The sequence below is a fragment of the Janthinobacterium sp. TB1-E2 genome (assembly GCF_036885605.1).
Lineage (GTDB): Bacteria > Pseudomonadota > Gammaproteobacteria > Burkholderiales > Burkholderiaceae_D > Janthinobacterium > Janthinobacterium aestuarii.
In genome coordinates this window covers 4662346-4681902 of the sequence record NZ_CP142523.1, presented here as the reverse complement: position 1 = coordinate 4681902, position 19557 = coordinate 4662346, and the positions used below count along the sequence as shown (strand labels likewise).

Below are 19557 nucleotides of genomic sequence, written 5' to 3'. Positions count from 1 at the left end.
ATGCGCACGGCAATCTTCCTGCTGCTGGCGGCCGCCAGCCTGGACACGCTGGCGGCCGCGCGCACGCCGTTCCAGGTGCGCTGCGAAGACACGATCAGCAAGACGGTGTCCGTGCTGACGACGCAGCAGAATGGCTATTCCATCGACACGCATCTGCCGTACAAGGCCCTGACGGTGATGAAGGGCATGGCGCGCGCCAATACCTGGGTACTGGGATTGACCAAGACGGATTCGCGCGTGGCCATCGCCCTGGCCGGCCCCATGCTGCAAGACCCGGCCAGCGGCTATGAATGCGTGGCGCCGCAGATTACCGTGAGCCTCACGTATGCGCCCGTGGTGATCTATATCGGCCGCGAGTTTACCCCCGGCACTTGCGCGTATGATGAGATACTCGCGCACGAGCTGCGGCACATGAAAACGTATATGGAACACTTGCCGCGCGTGGAAAAGACCGTGCGCGCCGCGCTGGCCAAACGCTTCGAGGCGCGGCCCCTGTACGCGCCCAGCGGCACAGCCAAGGCGGCGCTGGCGCGCGAGATCGACACGGGCTGGTTGCCGTATATCAAGGCAGAAATGCGCAAGGTGGAAACCTTGCAGGCGGCCATCGATTCTCCACAAGAATATGCGCGCCTGGGCAAGGCGTGCAAGGGCGAAATCCAGAACATCCTGGCGGGCAAGGCAGCGCCCGCCAACTAGACAAGGAATGGCATGACAGCAGCACCGAATACCGTCCGCTACTTTGCGCTGATCCCCGCCGCCGGCGTGGGCGCGCGCATGGAAGCGGGCAGTCCCAAGCAGTATTTACCCATCGCCGGCAAACCCATGCTGCGCCATGCGCTCGACGCCTTTCTCGCCAGCCCCCTGATCGCGCACACCTATGTCGTCGTCAGCGCCGACGATGGCGTGATCGACACGGTCGTGCCGGAACAGGGCGTGACTGTGCTGCGCTGCGGCGGCGCCACGCGCATGGAAAGCATCCTTAATGGCTTGCACGCCATGCACGGCAGCATCGCTGCCCACGACCAGGTGCTGGTGCACGACGCGGCCCGTCCCGGCCTGACGCCGGCGCTGATCGAAAAGCTCATCACCGAAGTCGGTGAGCATGCGGCCGGGGGCCTGCTGGCCTTGCCCGTGGTCGACACCGTCAAGCGGGCGGGGCAGGGCGCCTTGTCGGCGCAGACGGTGCCGCGCGACGGCCTGTGGCTGGCGCAGACGCCGCAAATGTTCAGCTATGGCTTGCTGCACAAGGCATTATCCGAAGCGCCCGATCCGCAAGCGATCACGGACGACGCCAGCGCCGTCGAAGCGCTGGGCCTGGCGCCCAGGCTCGTCGAAGGCCACCCGCGCAACCTGAAGGTGACCTTGCCGCGCGACATACACACGGCCGAGCTGTATTTGGCCCATCCTTGAATTCCTGAGAGACACGCATGAACCCAACGACTCCCGACCTCCCATTTCGCATCGGCCAGGGCTATGACTGCCACGCGCTGGTGGAAAACCGCGACCTGATCATTGGCGGCGTGAAGATTCCCCATCACCTGGGCTTGCTCGGCCATTCCGACGCGGACGTGCTGCTGCACGCGATCACGGACGCCATCTTCGGCGCGGCCGCCCTGGGCGACATCGGCCGCCACTTCCCCGACACGGACGCGCAATTCAAGGGCGCCGATTCGCGCACCCTGCTGCGCGAAGCTGTGCGCCGCGTGCAAGCCACCGGCTATGTGATCGGCAACATCGACGCCACCATCATCGCCCAGCGCCCGAAAATGGCGCCGCACATCGCCGCCATCTGCGCCAACGTGGCAGAAGACCTGGGCGTGAGTGTGGGGCAGGTCAACATCAAGGCCAAGACGAATGAAAAACTCGGCTACCTGGGCCGGGAAGAGGGCATCGCGGCGGAAGCCGTGGCCTTGCTGCTGCGGGCCTGAGCGTACCCGGCAGCGCTGTTTTAATGATTCCTGAAAATTAATATTTCTAAAGTGAAATTTGGTGAAAATTTAACGTTATTGTCATGATAATATTTGTCCGCTTTTTGGACGCGACAAGACGTCACCTTATAACCACGGGAATATTGAGAGAACGGAATCATATGCGCAGTCGTATGCAAGGGCCAGTCGTGCGCTGGTTGGGCGTTGGGATGCTGGTCATGGTCATGCTGGCCGGGTGTGGCGGTGGTGGAGGTGGTGGTGGCGGCGGAAACGATACTATATCGCCTCCGCCGGTCAATACGGCACCAAAAGCCGCTGTCTACTTTGCTGGCACGGTCAGCAATGGCAGCAACGGTGCCGACGCTACCGCCACCACAGGCGCCGATGTGGTGCTTGATGCGTCTGGTAGCAGCGATGCGGAAGGCGATGTACTCAGCTATATTTGGAGCCTGGTCGCCAAACCTGCTGGCAGCGCCTACGTGCCCGTTACTCCCACCGGTGTCAAGCTCAGTATCAAGCCCGATGTACTGGGTAACTATGTATTCAATTTGCGTGTGACAGACAGCAAGGGTGCGTTCTCAGACAAGAGCGTAACTGTGATTGCCGACAATACCCCACCGAATGCGGTCACTGTGATTCGGGCTACCTTTACGGCGGTGCCAGTGAATCAGCCGCCCCTGACCGTGTCGGTCGGTTCTGGCGTGGCCCTCGACGCCTCAGGCAGTACGGATGTCGACGGCGACGTCGTCAGTACGACATGGCAATTGATAACAAAGCCGGTCGACAGCATGTCCACGCTGTATGCCACGGGACAAGGCGCCGTCTTCTCACCCGATGTGATGGGCATGTACCAAGTGCGCGCCCACACTACCGATGGCAAGGGCGCATATGCAGACACGGTGTACCAGATCAGTGCCGCCAACAGGGCACCGGTCGGCGTCATCCGCGGTACGGTGGCTGTTATCAGCCGCGACACGCAAATGGTGCCGATAGGCCAGCCGGTGGTCACCAGCGGCATCCTGAGCTATGACGAGGGTGGTGCTCCGCTGAGCTATGCCTGGGCGGTCGATACCCGTCCGTCCGGTTCTGTTGCCGTTGTAGGTGCAGCGATGGCGGCGATTCCTGCATTTACGCCGGACGTGGCTGGTGCTTACGTATTGTCGCTGACAGTGAGCAACGGCCGCCAGACGGCCGTCGCTTACCTGAAGCTCAATGCGGTCACGTCGACTTCGAGCGTGGTCGCATTGCCGTTCAAGCCGGTTGAAATGCGTTATAGCCAGGCTGTTGACCGCCTGGTCGTGGTGACTGCGGAGCCGTACACAATCAAAGTCATCAATCCGGTCGATGGTGCGACCACCAGCATTGATCTGCCGACAGCGGTCAAGACCTTCAATCTGAGTCCGGACGGCAAACTGGCTGCTGTGTTGCATGATGGCGTGGTCAGTCTGGTTGATCTGGTGTCGGGGAGCCTGTTGAAATCGTCCGGCACCGGTGGCATGCAAACGGAAGTATTCGTTACCAACGCCGGCGTGGTATTTCTCTCGGGCCAATCGACTGTTTCATACGCACGGCCCGCTGTTGCTGTTATCAACGCACGTACGGGACAGGCGATGCCTTCGCTTGAGTTTGGCAATAGCGGTTTCTATGGCGCCCTGCGCGGCGTGTTTGCGGCATCGAAGAACAAGGCATTTCTCTCGCAGGGTAATTACGCGACTCTCTCGTATTTCACCATTGACCCGCAAACGCACGCCATCCTCACCAACGGCACTGTGTATAGCGACTATTACATTTCGTCACCGTTCTTCCTGTCTCCGAAGGAAGATTTGTTGTTTACCGCAAACGGTACCTACTTTAGTACCGATACGTTGCAATACATGGGGCGCTTTACCTTTGGTTCAAGCAGCAGCGGCGGCAGCAACAGCATGCAAGCGATGAGTTATTCGCCCGCCAGAGCGGAAGTGCTGCTGATGGAAAGTTCGCTTGACTACGCTTATCCAGCCAACGATACGGTATATCAGACCAGCTACAAGAAATATAGCGGTGAACTGCTGTTCCCTGCAGGCAGTGTTAGCCTGCCGGTGATTGGCGGCGAACAAAGTTACGGCATCGGCATCTTCCACACGGCCGCTGGCGACCCCGTGGCGCTGGTGCAGACGGGTGGCGCACAGAAGGGCACCGCGCGCGCCAAGTACTATCTGGTGTATCGCTGATCGCATGAGACGGCGGCGCGTCCGCCGTGTAATTTGTGCTATTTTTAAAGGCGGCGCGATGGCAAAGACCATCCCGGCCGCCTTTTTTCATTGACGACACAGGAGAATTTCCGATGCCAACCATCAAGCGCACACGCCTTGCCACCGCACTGTTGCTGGGAGCTTTCGCCGCTTGCGCCATACCCGCCCACGCCGAACTGCAAGCCACGGGCGAACCGCCCGCCGCCAGACAGGGCTGGAAGGCCGAGACCGTCGCGCAGGGCGTGCGCCAGCCGTGGGGTATTGCCTGGCTGGGCGAGGGACGCGCGCTTGTCACCAGCAAGCAGGGAACCTTGCATCTGCTTAATGGCAAAAAGTTCGAGGACGTTGCGCTGGAAGGCATGCCCAAGGTGTTTACGGGCGGTCAGGGCGGCCTGCTCGACATCGTCGTTCATCAACAGGATGCGGCCAAGCCGAATCCGCGTGTGTACATGACGGTATCGACAGGCAACAACGACGCCAACCGCACGACCCTCGTGCGCGGCGTGTTCGACGGCAAGAAGGTGACGGGCATCCAGACCCTGTTCAAGGTGGCAACCGACAAGAGCGGCGGCCAGCATTTCGGTTCGCGCCTGCTGTGGCTGCCGGATGGCACTTTGCTGATGAGCGTGGCCGATGGTGGCAACCCACCGCTGCGCATCGGTGACCGGCTGGCGCGCGAGCAGGCGCAAAACCTGGCCACGCACCAGGGCTCCATCCTGCGCCTGACGGACGAGGGAAAACCGGCGCCCGGCAATCCGCTGGCGGCCAAGGGGGCCTTGCCGGAAATCTGGTCGTATGGCCACCGCAACGTGCAGGGCCTGGCGCTCGATCCTGTTTCCGGCCGCGTGTGGGCCACGGAACACGGGCCGTATGGCGGCGACGAGCTGAACCTGGTGACGGCAGGCGGTAATTACGGCTGGCCTTTGCAAAGCTATGGCGCCGACTACAAGACGCATGAGCCCGTTGGCAAGCACGAAGTGGCGGGCATGCTCAATCCGAGCGTGGCCTGGGTGCCGTCGCCGGCGCCGTCGGGACTGGCCGTCTACACAGGCGACAAGATCACCGCCTGGCGCGGCAGCATCTTCAGCGGCGGCCTGGCAGCCAAGGATATCCGCCGCATCGCCGTTGACGCGAACGGCAAGGTGATGGGACAGGACCGTCTGGACATCGGCGCGCGCGTGCGCGACGTGCGCCAGGGGCCGGACGGCTATCTGTATGCGTTGACCGATGAAGACAATGGCCGCTTGCTGCGCATCGTGCCGCGGTAACACGCCAGGCGCCCACTTCGCTTAAGATGGCGCCTTTACTTTATTCAAGGTGGCGGCATGGCCCGTGATACTTATGCATACCGGCACGTTGCCGTCGAATCGCGCGCCATAGATGGCCACGTGGAAATCCGCCCCGTGCCGGGCCAGGCTTTCTCACCCGAGCTGGCCGTGCAGTGTTCGCGCCGCCTGGCCGACCTGCAGCGCTATCCGTTGGGCAGCCGTTTTTTACTGTTTGCCAAGCTGACGGACCGCTTGGGTGGCACGCCTTTCCTGTATGCATATCACGGCGACGCGGACGTCGTGATGACGCCGGCCGAAGTGACGAAATTCCTCGGCGAATTTCGCCGCGGCCGCATCTGATTTTCTACGAGGCGACGCAGGCCGCGCCAGCCTTGGCATTGGCTTGCGGCTTGCCGAAGATCGCGATCGTCAAGGCGCAGCCGAGGGCGAACAGGCCACCGACCACCATCGCGCTCGATACGCCCAGCCGGTCGACGGCCATGCCTCCCAGCAACGCTCCCGACGCCAGCGACACTTGCACGATGGCGACAAACAGCGCGCTGCTGCCTTCCATCAAATGCGGCGCCGCCTTGAACATCCAGGTCTGCACGGCGATCGGCATGGCGCCGAAACCGAAGCCCCACACGGCCACCAGCAGCATGGCGGTGAGTGCATGGCTGCCGAACGCGGCCAGGGCCAGGGTGGACAAGCCCAGCACGGCGCCCGTCACCATCAGCGCGGCCCGTTCGTAGCGGCCGGCGGCCCAGCCGCCCACGAGGTTGCCGATGAAACCGGAAGCGCCGTACACGAGCAGCATCGCGCTGACGGTGCCGGCCGCCAGGTGCGACACTTGCGTGAGGAAGGGCGCGATATATGTGTAGGCGGCGAACTGGCCCGTGAAGATCAGGGCCGTGGCGATCAGGCCCAGCCTGGCTTTACGGATGCCGAAAATCATCGGCAACTGGCGCAAGCGGATGGCCTGTGTCGGCGGCAGCCTGGGCAGCAGCAATAGCTGGCCGATGAAGACCAGCACGGCAATGGCGCTGGCCGCGCCGAAAGCGACCCTCCATCCCACCAGTTCGCCTACCAGCGCGCCGGCCGGCACGCCCGCCACCGTGCCCAGCGAGACGCCGGCGAAGATGATGGACATGGCGCGCGACGCATGCTGCGGCGACACGAGGCGCGGGCCGATGGCGCTGCCGATGGCCCAGAAGCCGCCCACGCCCACACCCAGCATGGCGCGGCCCAGCAGTATCCAGCCATATGACGGCGCCAGCGCCACCAGCAGGTTCGAGGCGATCAGCAGGGCGGTGAGGGCCAGCAGCACGATGCGGCGGTCCAGGCGGCCCGAGCCGACGGTGACGAAGATGGCGGCAAACGCGGCAACGATGCCGGGCGTGGTGATCATCAGTCCCGCCTGGCCCTTGCTGATGGCCAGTTCGGCGGCCATGGCCGGCAGCAGGCCGACGGGCAGGAATTCGGAGGTGACGAGGGCGAAAGCGCCGATGCCGACCGACAGGACGGCCAGCCACGGCGCCACGGTGGTATCGTCGCCAGTAGTGTTGGAGGGTGTGTGCATAGGGGTTCCTGAAAAGCCCGGAGGTTTTTAACCGGTCGGTATATAATATCTGGAAACGAACATCGTTGTCATAATTTTTTACCGATCGGTATGAAACAAGAAAAAACAGCTGAGACAGCCAAGGCAAAAACGGGCCGCCCACGCACCTTTGACGCGGACGAGGCGCTCGATTGCGCCATGAAAGTGTTCTGGGGAAAGGGCTATGAAGGCAGTTCCCTGCCGGAATTGACGAAGGCCATGGGCATGAACCGGCCCAGCCTGTATGCCGTCTTCGGCAACAAGGAGCAGCTGTTCCACAAGGCGCTCGAGCGCTACAGCGATACGCGCATGCGGTTTTTCGATGCGGCACTGGAACAGCCGACGGCGCGCCAGGTGGTGGAAGCGTTGCTGACGCAGTATGTCGACGCGCAAACCATGCCGGATGGCCCGCACGGCTGCATGGGCGTCAATGCGGCGCTCGCCTGCAGCGACGATGCCCTGCCGATCCGCGATGAATTGTTCGCGCGCCGGCTGCGCGGTGAAATCAAGCTGCGCGACCGCTTGCGGCGCGCCAAGGAAGAGGGGGATTTGCCGCCCGATTCCTGCCCGGAGCAGCAGGCGCGCTTTGTCGTGACCCTGTCGCAGGGCATGGCCATCCAGGCGGCGGCCGGCGTCTCGCGCGAGCAATTGCAGCAGATGGTGGGTTTGCTGCTGCGTAATTGGCCGATGTAACTATCCTGTCGGGGCGATGGTCTTGGCCAGGTCGCTGGGCGCCTTGCGCCGCCAGGCGGCCGTCAGGGCGGCGGCCAGCATGTCGAGCTCGGCGTCCGCCAGGCACACCGTGATGCCGGCCAGGCGTTCGCCCCACCATAGTTTCTCGCAGCCCGCTGGCGTGATGACGGTGGCGATATGCGCCGCTTCCGCATCGAGCAGCACATTGATGTGCTCGTCGTCGGGCAGGGTGGCGAAGATCTTCCCGCCCACGCGGAATGATGGACGGTCGTGGTGTTCTTCCTCGGTAGTGTCGGGAAACGACAGTGCCAGATAGCGTAGTTCTTCCAGGTCGACCATTCCTCTTTCCCCCTCATCGGACAGATAGCAGCGTGACTACATTTTGCCATGCTGTTTCGCCCCGTGGTGCAGCGGCATGCGAAAAGAAATGCGCAAGATGCGACACTGACGGACTGGTCTGTGGTGCCGCCGCGACACGCCGCGCACCGCGCACGGTCGTTGCGACAGAGTGGAAGATGGTGCTTTTCTGCCGCTGGACAGACGCTTGCCAGAAAAATATCTTTCATGGCTAAAAGAAAAATACTTTTCTTCCTGGAAATTTAAGCTAGAATAGCTCCAACGTCTTACCTGACCCGTCAATTGTCTGGCCTTGTCCCGGGAACCCGAACCCTTTCCAGGACGCTTGCAGTGCCGCCATGGCACGCCGCAAGTCCGCGCTGTTTTGTGGAAGCCACGTCCCCGACCGCTCATTCACGCAATCCCTAGCGCTACGCCGACACGCCTCAATGCAGCGTGTATTCAGCTCCAGCGCCCCTTGCTGCGCCCACTGAATACTTACTTACTGGATACCATCATGAAAAACCTGCCTAAAATCGCCCTGTCCCTGATCGCCGTCGGTGTGTTTGCCCACGCGAACGCCAGTACCATCACCGTCTCCACCGGCTATTCGGGCGCCGGCGCGCAAAGCTCGGCCGCCGACTACCAGTCCGTCGTGAATGCCGCCGTGGCCACGCCAGGCGCCGGCTATGGCTCGACGACGATCGCCAGTTACGACAACGTCAGCAACAGCGGCCTGTTCGGCAGCGGCTCGAACATCGCCTTCAAGTCGGTGATCAACTTTGGCGTCAGCGCGGCCGATGCGGGTGCCTGGAGCTTCCGCAGCGGCGTCGACTTCGGCAAGGGCGGCGCCCTGTTCCTCGACGGCGTGGCGCTGGACTTCAAGAGCAACGACATGTGGTGGGCAGGCAACTACAACAATGGCAGCCAGTTCTTCAGCGGTTCGAGCGCCTTGTCGGCCGGTAACCACACCCTGAGCATCTACGGCCTGGAAGGCTGCTGCGATGGCGGCCAGCAAGCGCAGTTCAAGGCGGGCAACAACAATTTCGCCAGCTTCGGTGCCAATGACGGCTTGATCTCGGCCGTTCCTGAGCCAAGCACCTATGCCATGCTGCTGATCGGCCTGGGCTTGCTGGGCTTTACGGCGCGCCGCAAGCAGGAAGCTAAGTTCTAAGCAGAGTTTCCAAGCAATAATAAAAAGCCCGCCGGTCTGTCAAGACACGGCGGGCTTTTTGCATGTCGGCCTCTTAATCGCCGCTGTCTTCGTCTTCGTCGGCGCCCTTGGCCGCCTTGCCCCGTTCGGCATCGACGGCGCGCTGCAGGCCGGCCGCGTCGCGGAAGAAGGCGTCCGTCGTGTGATCCGGGCTCAGGCGCAAGGCCGGCGGGTAGATCACGGACATGTAGGTCTCGTCGGCCAGGCGGCCGCTGGCCTGCAGGTTGCTCAGCAGGATCAGGCTCGAGCCGAGGGTGGCCAGCACGACGGCGACGAGGCCGAAGCGGCGCGGGTGCTGCGGTTTGATCGTGCACAAATGGTAGTAGATCATGGCGCACACGATGATGATGAACATATGCCGTCCGTAGCGCGTCAGCGCTTCCAGCGACAGCGCGTACGCCGCCACGTTGCTGGCCAGCTCCCACACTTCCATGGCTAGCAGGCCGCAGCCGATGATGAACAGGTGGCGGCCGAAGCGCGCCACATGGCCGAACAATCGGTTTGCCACGGCCCAGATCGACGCCCATACGAGGCCGCCGGCCAGCGCATAGGCGACGATCATCAGGTAGGAAATCGGCTCGAAGGCGTCCGCATCGCTGAGCCAGTTGCTGAAGGCGGCCGAGGCGCCGATCATGGCCAGGCCGGCGACGGCGGGGCGCAAGCCTTCCCAGTCGTGCCGGGTCGTGTCGCCCAGTTCGGGCGCCACCGGATGATCGCTGGCACGCACGCGCAGGCGCGTGTGGCCGAGGCGCACGATGCTGTTGCCACTCAAGGCCACTTGCGGTTGCCGCTGTCCCCGGTGGATCACGCCGTTCTGGCTGCCCAGGTCGCGCAGCAGCAGGCCGTTTGCGCCGTCGTCTTCCACAATGGCGTGCTCGGCCGCCGTATGCGGGTCGTCGAGGATGAAGTCGTTGCCGTAGCCGCGGCCGATGCGGATCGGCAGGGACTCGATCCGCTGGCGCCGCTGCACTTCGCCATTCTCGGCGAGGATTTCAAGGTAATAGGGTGGCTTCATGGCTTGCGGCCGCTTTCTCGCGACAGCGCTTCGAGGAAGGTGCGCGTGACGCGCATGCCGTTGGCGTAGGACACGCCGCGCGCGTCGATGCGGCTTTGCAGGCTCATCAGTGGCTCATCGGTGCTGGCGGCCAGCAGGGCAAAGTCGTACAGTCCCGTAAATTTGCGGTAGGCGCGCACGCACAGGACGGCGCGCAGGGGCAGCGTCTTGTTCTTGACGAACTGTTCGGTGCATTGCGGGCCCGTCAGATTCACGCTCTTGTAGCTGCCGAAACTTTCATTCTTGAACGAGGCGCTGGCCAGCTCGGAAAAGCGCAGGGCGCCCAGTTCGCTGCTGCGCAAAAATTCGTGGCGCATCGACACTTGCCCGGTCTGCAGGGCGCCGGAAATGAAGATGGCCGATTCCATGGCACAGCTGGTGTTGTCGAGCATGTAGGGCTTGTCGGACTTGACGTTGGAGCGGCCCCAGCAGCGCATCTGGTCGGACTCGCGCACGGGTACGCGGTACGGGCCCATGGCTTTCAGGCTCAAGGGCGTGTCGAGCAGGCGCGCCAGCATGACTTCCTGGTGCGCCAGCAGCTGCGCCGTCACCAGCGGCTTGAAGTCTTTCGGCGGCTTGCCTTGCTGCGCCACCTTGGCCAGCAATTGCTGGGCATAGCGGGCCGGCACGAGAAAACTGACGAGTTCGCCATCGAGGCGTTTCGACACGTTCACGCCGGCCACGTCGCCATTCGCCGTGACGCTGGGGCCGCCGCTCATGCCGGAATTGATCGGCCCCGTAAACATCAGCTGGTCGTAGAAGCTGCGCGTGACGACGCCGTTGTACGAGCCTTCCGAAATGGCGAAGCCCAGATCCAGCGGATTACCCATCGAATACAGGTACTGGCCTTGCGTCAGCGGCGCCAGCGTTTCCGGCATCTTGAAGAAACCCGTGCCGTGGCGGTTGACGCGCAGCACGGCCAGGTCGTGCAGCACGTCGACGGCCAGCAATTCCACGTTACCGCGCTGGCCGCTCGTGTCGACCCATTCGCCCACATAGGTATCGGGGTCGAGCGCGAACTGGGACACCACGTGATAGTTGCTCACCACCAGGTCGCCCGTGCCGATCAAGAAGCCCGAGCCGACCGACGACTGCGTGCGGCCGTTTTTCAGCAGCACGCGCACTTGCAGGATGTCGGCACGCGCGGCCGTGTACAGTTTTTGCGCGGCCGACGAGGGTGGCGGCAGGGCCGCATGTTCGGTGGCGGCGGGCGCGGCGGTGGCCGGCGGCGGTTTGGCGGGAGGAGTCGAAGCGGCGGGGGCAGCGGCTGGCGCAGGCGCCGGGGCCGCGTGTGCGCCTGCGCCAGCGCACAGGCTGGCCAGCAGGAAGGCGTAGTCAGATAATTTCATGCATCCTTTGTGCGTGAGCAGGAGCGCGGCGGACGAGGGCCGGCATGCGCCGGCCCGGCAAGCCGGAGCGGCAATTACAGGGCGCCGTCTTCCAGCGCCGGGGCCGTTTCCGGCGTCATCATGTGACCCAGCTTGCTTTGCTTGGTATTCAGGTAGTGCTGGTTGAAGGCGTTGCGGTTGACCAGCAGCGGCACCCGTTCGGCCACCGTGATGCCCAGCGCTTCCATTGCCGCGATCTTGCGCGGGTTGTTCGTCATCAGACGCAGGCTGTGGATGCCGAATTGCGCGAACATGGGCTTGCACAAGGTGTAGTTGCGCGCGTCGGCCTTGAAGCCCAGCTGTTCATTCGCCTGCACCGTGTCGGCGCCCGCTTCCTGCAGGCGGTAGGCGCGGATCTTGTTGATCAGGCCGATGCCGCGCCCTTCCTGGCGCAGGTACAGCAAGATGCCGCGGCCTTCTTCGGCGATGCGTTTCAGGGCGCCCTCGAGCTGCGCGCCGCAGTCGCAGCGCTGCGAAAACAGCACGTCGCCCGTCAGGCACTCGGAATGCACGCGCGCCAGCACCGGTTCGCCGTTGCCGATATCGCCGAGCACCATGGCCAGGTGTTCCTTGCCCGTGGCATGTTCGACAAAGGCGTGCAAGGTGAACTGGGCCCACGGCGTCGGCAGTGCGCAGGAAGTCGTGTAATCCAATTCGCCTGTCGCCAGGATGTCTGCGCCGCTTTGCATGGTTGTGCTCATATAAGTAATTATCAAAAATAAAAGGCGCGCGACACCACTCCGGTGCCGGCGCGCCTTGCCATCATACCAAAAAGCAGGGAAACGTTTTCCCTGGCTGCCATTCGGTCGTTGCAATGTCTGGTGATAAGCCTTACTTAGGGGCACTTCCTCCTTTTACAAGGTGAATTGCTGGCTTTGCCTGGCGGATGCCGCCGCCAGGCACGGGACATCAGCTGCCGATGCGTCCACCGTCGTTCTTGGTGATCACGATGGTGGCTGAACGAGGGCGCTTGCCGGCGCCATAGCCGGCGTTGGCCGGCCACTGGCTCGTGTATTTGGACGGATCGCCGATATTCGCCAGCGAGGTGTTTTCGCCCGGGTGCTGGATGTTGATGAACATGGTCTTGCCGTCTGGCGTTTCGCTGATGCCCGTGATTTCCGAGCCGACCGGTCCCACCAGGAAGCGCTTGAGCGTGTCGGCCGTGGGTTTCTTGCCGATGAAGGTGTCGACCGCTAGGTTGCCGCCGGCCGCTGTCGCGTAGTTCAACGTGGACTTGGCGCCGTCGCCGACCTTGCCGGGAATGGCGGCCAGCATCATGCAGTTGGTCACATCCGTGTACGCGCCATCGTCCGTCTGGATCCAGCAGATGCCCGTGTACGGGCTGAAGGCCAGGCCGTCAGGGCTCGAGAAATCCTGGTCGGCCGTCAGGTTCGACAGGTTGATCTTGCTGGCGTCGGCGCCGCTCTCGGCGCCAAACAGGTAGACGTCCCACGTGAAGCTGGTGGCCGCGGCCGCGCCCGTGCCTTCCTTGAAGCGGATGATGTGGCCGTTCGGATTGCCGTTCTGCGCGCTGCTGCCCTTCATGTCCGTGTAGGCGCGCGGATTGGCGCTGTCCGGCGCCAGCTGCGACGAGCCGCTCGGATTGACGGTGCGGTTCGAGTTATTGGTCAGCGTGTAGTAGATCTCGCCATTGGCCGGGTTGACCGAGCACCATTCCGGACGGTCCATTTTTGTGGCGCCCACGGCGTCGGCCGCCAGGCGGGCGTTGACCAGCACGTCGGCCAGGTCGGCGAACTTGTAGGCGCTGTAGGCCTGGATCAGCGCGTTCGACATGGCCAGCTCGATCCACTGGCCCGTGCCGTCGGCGGCCAGCTTGGCCACGTACAGCTTGCCCGAATCGAGGTATTTGTCGCCGGTGGCGATACGGTCGGCCGGATTGGCATCGGCGGCGGCCCAGACGGCCGTCGTGACGAACTTGTAGATGTATTCGTTGCGCGAATCGTCGCCCATGTAGACGGCCAGCTGCTGGCCCACGGCCGGCACGCTGAAGGCGGCGCTTTCGTGCGCGTAGCGGCCCAGCGCCGTGCGCTTGCGGATGGCTTTGGTCTTGTCGTACGGATCCATTTCGACGATGTAGCCCATGCCGTTCAGCTCATTGCGGTAGTCGTCGCTGCCGTTGGTCGACGCGCCGATCTTGCTCAGATTCCAGCGCGCGTACTTGTCGTCGCTGCCGCCCGTTTCCCAGCCGTGACGCGAGGCGCCGCCCTGGCTGCGGCCATAGCGGTTCAGCGACACGACGGACTTGTCGCCGCGCGCCGCGTTGTCGGTGGACGAGCGCGTAAAGTAGCCGGCCCAGTTTTCTTCGCCGGACAGGTAGCTGCCCCAAGGAGATTTGCCCGTGCCGCAATTGTTGATGGTGCCGCGCGTCTTGGTGCCGGTTGGCGAATACTTGGTGACCACGAGGGCGTTGCCGCGCACGGGGCCGGCGATCTCGATGTCCGTCAGCGGCGTGACGCGGCGGTTGAAGGCGGAATCGTTGACGGTGGCCCAGGCGCTGCCCGTCTTCTTGACTTCCACCACGCTCAGGCCGTGGACGGCCACTTCCTTGTCGACTTCGGCCGCAGGGCGCGGCAGCGAGGTGGTGCCGCCATTCACGTGCAGGAAGTGCGAGGACAGTTTTTCGTCCGTCGTCGCTTCGTGGTTCATCGCCAGCAAGCCCCGTTCGGCGCCGGATGCCAGCGGTGCGCCGGCGGCGGACAGGCCGTAGTATTCCATGCCGTCGTGGTGGTCGCCGGCGCGGTTGTCGAAATCGGTATCGCTGCCGTCATTCTTGTACGCTGGCGTGGCCGCGCGCAGCGAGTCGCCCAGCGCGTACAGGGCCGTGGCCGTGTAGCCGGCCGGTACCGACACGACGTCGGCCAGGCTTTTTGGCACGGCCGTGAAGGCCAGCAGTTTTTCAGGCGTTGGCGTCGGCGTCGGCGTGACGGCGACCGCATCGCTGCCGCCGCCGCAAGCGGACAGGCCCATCGACCCCATGACGGCGGTAGCGGCCGTGACGGCACTGCCGCGCAGCCAGTTGCGGCGGCTCAGGCGGGCGTTCAGGATGCTGTTGAAATGGTTGTCGTGGGACGCGTTGCTGTCAATGTCGTTCAGATCGGTGGCGCTGATGGCCAGATCGTTGGGCTTGTTCATGGGCTGCGATGTCCTGTGGTTGCGTGATTTAAATGGCAACCGCATGATAGTTGGCGAATGTGACAGTGCCATGTCAGCTTGATGACAAAACGGTGACAGGCTGCCGGCCGGGCGGGCCGCGTCGATGACGGACCCGTCCGGTCAGGCAGCCTTGGCCTTACTTGGCCTGGCGAAAGCCGCGTTCCACCAGCAAGAGCATGCCGCCGAAGATGGACAGGTTCTTCAGGAAGTTCGTCAGCTGGTCCTGGAAGTGGGCCGCATCGGCGCTCCAGAAGGCGTGGAAGATCACGGTGGTCGGGATCAGGAACAGCGCCAGGGCCAGCGCCGCCCAGCGCGCCTGCCAGCCCGTGATCAAGAGCAAGCCGCCGCCCACTTCCAGCACGATCACGCCCACCAGCAAGATATTGGCGATCGGCAAGCCCTGGCTGGCCATGTAGCCGGCCACACCGGCAAAGCCGCCGATTTTCAGCAAGCCCGAGACAAAGAACAGCACGCCAAGGGCGGCACGGCCGAGGGGCAGCAATACGTTGGTTCTGTTTTCCATGATTTTCTCTTTCTTAATATATTTATCAATTATTTAGGCAGGTCGAAGAGCAGGAATTCCGCATCTTCCGGCTGAGTGATGATCACGCTGGCTTCCTGCGTCAGCTTCAGCGCATCGCCCGCTTTCAACGGCGTGCCGTTGACGACCAGGCTGCCGCGGATCAGGTGCACATAGGCGAGGCGGCCTTCTTCCAGCGCATGTTCGGCCTGTTCGCCTTCCTGCAGGATGCTGGCGTAGATGGCCGCATTCTGGTGGATCAGCACGGAACCCTGGCGGCCGTCGGAGGAGGCGATCAGGCGCAGCTTGCCCCGTTTGCTTTCCGGCGTGAAGTGTTTCTCTTCATAGCTGGGCGGAATGCCCGTCACGTTCGGCTGGATCCAGATCTGCAGGAAGTGCAAGCCCTCCGTTGCCGAGTGGTTGAACTCGCTGTGGCGCACGCCGCTGCCGGCGCTCATGCGCTGCACATCGCCGTAGTGCAGGACGGAGCCCGTGCCCATGCTGTCCTTGTGTTCCAGCGCGCCGTCGAGCACATACGAAATGATTTCCATGTCGCGGTGGCCGTGTGTGCCGAAACCCTGGCCAGGCGTGACCCGGTCTTCATTGATCACCAGCAAGGGGCCAAAGCCCATGTGCAGCGGATCATGGTAGCTGCCGAAGGAAAAGCTGTGGTGGGAATTGAGCCAGCCGTGGTTGGCTGCGCCGCGTTCTTCGCTATGACGAATCTGTAACATGGTGGACTCCGTTTCTAAAGGTTAATGTGCGATAATTTCGAAGGACCGTTGCCTGGCGTTACGCCGTGGCTTCTTTTCTGCCCTTCGCTGTACGATGAACAAAGTATAGGCCCCCCAGCAGAGAAAGAAAAACGGAAAATCTTGCGACCTATGATCGAAAAAATCGAATGTTAAGACTGAGCCTGGAAGCCCTGCAAATCGTTGACGCCATCGACCGCCGCGGATCGTTCTCGTCGGCCGGCAAGGAGTTGCATAAAGTCCCGTCCACTATTTCCTATACGGTGGCCAAGCTGGAAGACGACCTGGGCGTGCAAGTGTTCCAGCGCAATGGCCCGAAAGTCATGCTGACGGCGGCTGGCCAGGAATTGCTGAAAGAGGGCCGTTATCTATTGAAGGCGGCGCAGGACCTCGAGCACCGCGTGCGCAGGGTGGCGTCCGGCTGGGAAACGGAATTGTCGATCGGCATCGATTCCATGTTTTCCGCCGTGGCTCTGGCTGACGACGTGCGCGCCTTTTACGACGTGGCGCAGCAGACGCGCCTGCGCCTGTCGCAAGATACCCTGTCGGGCACGTGGGAAGCGCTGCTGGACCGGCGCGCCGACTTGCTCGTGGGCGCGCCCGGCGACGGACCGGCGGGCGGCGGCTATATCGCGCAGCCGATCGGCATGCTCGACTTCGTCTTTACCGTGGCGCCCACGCATCCGCTGGCGCAGGTGCGGGAACCGTTGTCGCGCGGCCACCTGCAGCAGCACCGGGCCGTGGTGGTGGCCGATTCGGCACGCCAGATGGCGCCGCGCACGGTGGGTCTGCTGCTGGGGCAAGATGCCTTGAGCGTGCCGAACATGCAGGTCAAGTTCGATTACCAGGTGCTGGGGCTGGGCTTTGGCTTCCTGCCGGGGCCGTGCGCGCGCGCCGCCATCGCCCGCGGCTTGCTGGTGGAAAAGGCCGTGGAAGAGCCGAAACCGTCGGAAACGTTTTACCTGGCCTGGCGAGTGGGCGAGGATGGCGCGGCATTGCGCTGGTGGATGGCGCGCATGCGCGAACCGGATGTGTTTGCCCGCCTGGCGCAGCATCTGCCGGGCCATTCGGCGTAGGCCTTAAAATGTTGACATACGCCAACATTTTTAAGTTACCATATTCGCAGTATTGCAATCGTATTTCTTGCCCGACCTCCATGCCCCACAGTGGGATTTTGATGATTACACACACCGCAGCGCCCCTGATACCTTCCCCTGACCTGGCCCACGAGTGGGGTTGCCATGCTTGAGGCGAAGGTCGCGCTGTGCCTGCGCCTGGCTCAGGATGCCCGTGAACAGGCGGGGCCGCAGCAGGCCGCCACCCTGGCGCGGCTGGAGGAAGAGCTGGAGCGCCTGCGCGGCGCGAGCCGGCCCGTGGTGCGCGTGGCGCCCCCCGACGCCTTGCTGGAAATCGATCCCGACGGCTTTTTGATCGGCTGGAACCATGGCGCCGAACAGATGTTCGGCTATTCCGAAATCGAGGCGCTGGGCCAGCACATCCTGTTTTTGTATCCGGAAGACGACGCGGAAGCGAGCGTGCTGGAACTGCATTTCATGCAGGGCGACGTGGCCACCGATGTGCGCCGGCGCAAGAAGTCGGGCATGGTGACGTGGCTGCGCATGCACCGCCACGTGATCCACGACCAGGCGGGCAAGGCATGCGGCATGGCCGTACGCCTGTCGGCCATGAGCGAGCCGCTGTCCGACGTGGACAAGGTCAGGTTGCACGCGCGCATCATCGAAGACAGCGAGCAAGCCGTGCTGATCACGGATGCGGAAGAGCGCATCGTCTCGATCAACAGCTCGTTCAGCCGCATCACCGGCTATTCGCCTGCCGAAGCCATCGGCCGCACGCCGGACTTGCTGCGCTCGGGCGTGCACGACCCCGATTTCCGCGCCAAGGTGCGCGCCGCCATGCGCGGGCACGGTTCCTGGCGCGGTGAAATCATCGGCAAGCGCAAGAATGGCGAACTGTTTCCGCAAGACGTCACCATCAGCGTCGTGCGCGATGAATTCGGCGAAATCAGCCACGTGTTTTCCCTGTTTTCCGATATCTCGGTGCACAAGGATGCCGAAGCGCGCATGCAGCGCATGGCCAACTACGACAGCCTGACGGGCTTGCCCAACCGCTGCCTGCTCAATCAATTGGTCGACCAGGGCCTGGCCGAAGCGAAACGCCAGGGCACGCATGGCGCGCTGATGGTCATCGACATCAGCCGCATCGGTTCCATCAGCGACACCCTGGGCCATGAAGTGGGCGACCAGTTGGTGATCGCCATCGGCCAGCTGTTCCGTGGCGCCCTGCGCGACGCCGACATCCTGGCGCGCGTCGACAACAGCAAGTTCGTCGTGGCCCTGCTGCATATCGAAAAGCGCGAACATGCGGCGAATGTGGCGCAAAAGCTGCTCAACCTGCTCGAGGCGCCGATCAATATCGATGCGCACGCGCTGCACGTGGGCGCCAGCATCGGCATCACCGTGTATCCGGAAGACGGCCTGGAAGCGCCGGCCCTGTTCCGCTTTGCCGACGTGGCCGTGTCCAAGGCGGGGCAGACGATCGAATCGACCTTCCTGTTTTACCGCGAAGACATGAACCGCAGGGCCAAGGAGCATTTGCGCCTGGAAAGCGAAATGCGGCTGGCGCTGGGTGACAAGGAGCTGGAATTGCATTACCAGCCGAAAGTGAGCCTGGCCAGCGGACGCATCGTGGGCGCGGAAGCCTTGCTGCGCTGGAAGCATCCGATGCGCGGCATGGTCTCACCCGGCGTGTTCATCCCCGTTGCCGAGGAAACCAGTTTGATTCTGGAGCTGGGCACCTGGGTGCTGGACGAGGCATGCCGCCAGATCCGCAGTTGGGAAGACCGGGGCCTGCACATGCCGGCCATCGCCGTCAACCTGTCGGCGCGCCAGTTCGATGAACAGTTGCCGGCGCGCATAGCGGCCGTGCTCGAGCGCTACGGCGTACGGCCCGACCAGATCATGCTGGAAATCACGGAAAGCCTGCTGATGCGCGGCGCCGACAAGGTCATCGACATCATGAACCAGCTGGTGGCCATGGGCCTGGCGCTGGCGCTGGACGACTTCGGTACCGGCTATTCCAGCCTCGCCTACCTGAAGAAATTCCCCATCAGCACATTGAAGATCGACCGCTCGTTCGTCATCGGCTTGCCGTTCGAGGAAAACGATTGCGCCATCGCCCGCGCCATCGTCACCATGGCGCAGCAGCTGCGCCAGGAAATCGTCGCCGAAGGGGTGGAAACGGCCGAGCAGATGCGCTTCCTGCGCGAACTCGGCTGCGACCAGCTGCAAGGCTATCTGTTCAGCCCGGCCGTGCCGGCGGCGGAATTCGAGCTGATGCTCGATGAAGGCCGGCAGTTGCGCCTGGAAGAGGCAGTCTGAAGTCG

18 protein-coding genes are annotated in these 19557 nt (G+C 63.2%); 10 read left to right on the top strand and 8 right to left on the bottom strand.

The features are described from left to right. The 6 genes from OPV09_RS21025 to OPV09_RS21000 all read left to right on the top strand — a co-directional run bounded on the left by OPV09_RS21025 (position 1) and on the right by OPV09_RS21000 (position 5787). A complete protein-coding gene (locus OPV09_RS21025) occupies positions 1 to 696 on the top strand; it encodes a hypothetical protein (RefSeq protein ID WP_338679299.1) in 696 nt (231 codons plus the stop codon). A gap of 12 nt (positions 697 to 708) precedes the next feature. Beyond that, entirely contained in the window at positions 709 to 1410 is a 702-nt protein-coding gene (gene ispD, locus OPV09_RS21020; RefSeq protein ID WP_338679298.1) for a 2-C-methyl-D-erythritol 4-phosphate cytidylyltransferase, read from the top strand. Positions 1411 to 1427: 17 nt separating this feature from the next. After that, positions 1428 to 1928: a 2-C-methyl-D-erythritol 2,4-cyclodiphosphate synthase gene (ispF, locus tag OPV09_RS21015; protein ID WP_338679297.1), complete on the top strand. Its 501-nt coding sequence runs from the start codon at positions 1428 to 1430 to the stop codon at positions 1926 to 1928. Between the two features lie 161 nt (positions 1929 to 2089). Further along, positions 2090 to 4138 carry a PKD domain-containing protein gene (locus tag OPV09_RS21010; RefSeq protein ID WP_338679296.1) on the top strand — a complete coding sequence of 683 codons (2049 nt, stop codon included), beginning with the start codon at positions 2090 to 2092 and terminating at the stop codon, positions 4136 to 4138. 113 nt (positions 4139 to 4251) lie between these two features. Continuing rightward, positions 4252 to 5427 carry a PQQ-dependent sugar dehydrogenase gene (locus tag OPV09_RS21005; RefSeq protein ID WP_338679295.1) on the top strand — a complete coding sequence of 392 codons (1176 nt, stop codon included), beginning with the start codon at positions 4252 to 4254 and terminating at the stop codon, positions 5425 to 5427. Between the two features lie 57 nt (positions 5428 to 5484). After that, positions 5485 to 5787, top strand: coding sequence for a hypothetical protein (locus OPV09_RS21000; protein WP_070302176.1), 303 nt, complete (start codon positions 5485 to 5487; stop codon positions 5785 to 5787). Between the two features lie 4 nt (positions 5788 to 5791). Here the strand turns inward: OPV09_RS21000 and OPV09_RS20995 are convergent, their stop codons facing one another. Next, positions 5792 to 7006, bottom strand: a complete 1215-nt coding sequence (locus OPV09_RS20995) for an MFS transporter (protein WP_338679294.1) — start codon at positions 7004 to 7006, stop codon at positions 5792 to 5794. Between the two features lie 90 nt (positions 7007 to 7096). Here OPV09_RS20995 and OPV09_RS20990 point away from each other — a divergent pair, with 90 nt between their 5' ends. Continuing rightward, positions 7097 to 7717 carry a TetR/AcrR family transcriptional regulator gene (locus tag OPV09_RS20990; RefSeq protein WP_338679293.1) on the top strand — a complete coding sequence of 207 codons (621 nt, stop codon included), beginning with the start codon at positions 7097 to 7099 and terminating at the stop codon, positions 7715 to 7717. On the opposite strand, the gene OPV09_RS20985 is transcribed toward OPV09_RS20990, so the two are convergent. After that, positions 7718 to 8056: an MmcQ/YjbR family DNA-binding protein gene (locus OPV09_RS20985; RefSeq protein ID WP_072452751.1), complete on the bottom strand. Its 339-nt coding sequence runs from the start codon at positions 8054 to 8056 to the stop codon at positions 7718 to 7720. Between the two features lie 514 nt (positions 8057 to 8570). Here OPV09_RS20985 and OPV09_RS20980 point away from each other — a divergent pair. Continuing rightward, the gene (locus OPV09_RS20980) at positions 8571 to 9227 is read left to right on the top strand and encodes a CCXG family PEP-CTERM protein (protein ID WP_072454057.1); all 657 of its coding nucleotides are present in this window, start codon (positions 8571 to 8573) and stop codon (positions 9225 to 9227) included. Positions 9228 to 9300: 73 nt separating this feature from the next. Here OPV09_RS20980 and OPV09_RS20975 read toward each other — a convergent pair whose 3' ends face one another. The 6 genes from OPV09_RS20975 to OPV09_RS20950 all read right to left on the bottom strand — a co-directional run bounded on the left by OPV09_RS20975 (position 9301) and on the right by OPV09_RS20950 (position 16136). After that, the gene (locus OPV09_RS20975) at positions 9301 to 10281 is read right to left on the bottom strand and encodes an FHA domain-containing protein (protein WP_338679292.1); all 981 of its coding nucleotides are present in this window, start codon (positions 10279 to 10281) and stop codon (positions 9301 to 9303) included. Continuing rightward, the gene (locus OPV09_RS20970) at positions 10278 to 11669 is read right to left on the bottom strand and encodes a serine protease (protein WP_338679291.1); all 1392 of its coding nucleotides are present in this window, start codon (positions 11667 to 11669) and stop codon (positions 10278 to 10280) included. Before OPV09_RS20970 ends, OPV09_RS20975 begins: the two co-directional genes overlap by 4 nt. 74 nt (positions 11670 to 11743) lie before the next feature. Beyond that, entirely contained in the window at positions 11744 to 12397 is a 654-nt protein-coding gene (gene ribA / locus OPV09_RS20965) for a GTP cyclohydrolase II (RefSeq protein WP_034749940.1), read from the bottom strand. A 220-nt stretch (positions 12398 to 12617) separates the two neighbouring features. Next, the gene (locus OPV09_RS20960) at positions 12618 to 14861 is read right to left on the bottom strand and encodes a PhoX family protein (RefSeq protein ID WP_139089900.1); all 2244 of its coding nucleotides are present in this window, start codon (positions 14859 to 14861) and stop codon (positions 12618 to 12620) included. Between the two features lie 157 nt (positions 14862 to 15018). Beyond that, positions 15019 to 15405 carry a DoxX family protein gene (locus OPV09_RS20955; RefSeq protein WP_070224091.1) on the bottom strand — a complete coding sequence of 129 codons (387 nt, stop codon included), beginning with the start codon at positions 15403 to 15405 and terminating at the stop codon, positions 15019 to 15021. A 29-nt stretch (positions 15406 to 15434) separates the two neighbouring features. Beyond that, entirely contained in the window at positions 15435 to 16136 is a 702-nt protein-coding gene (locus tag OPV09_RS20950; protein ID WP_034749933.1) for a pirin family protein, read from the bottom strand. A 167-nt stretch (positions 16137 to 16303) separates the two neighbouring features. Between OPV09_RS20950 and OPV09_RS20945 the strand changes: the two genes are divergently transcribed. Further along, complete coding sequence (locus tag OPV09_RS20945; protein ID WP_034749931.1) at positions 16304 to 17230, top strand: LysR family transcriptional regulator; 927 nt, start codon at positions 16304 to 16306, stop codon at positions 17228 to 17230. A gap of 165 nt (positions 17231 to 17395) precedes the next feature. Then, positions 17396 to 19552 carry a putative bifunctional diguanylate cyclase/phosphodiesterase gene (locus OPV09_RS20940; RefSeq protein ID WP_034749929.1) on the top strand — a complete coding sequence of 719 codons (2157 nt, stop codon included), beginning with the start codon at positions 17396 to 17398 and terminating at the stop codon, positions 19550 to 19552. Positions 19553 to 19557 lie beyond the last annotated feature (5 nt).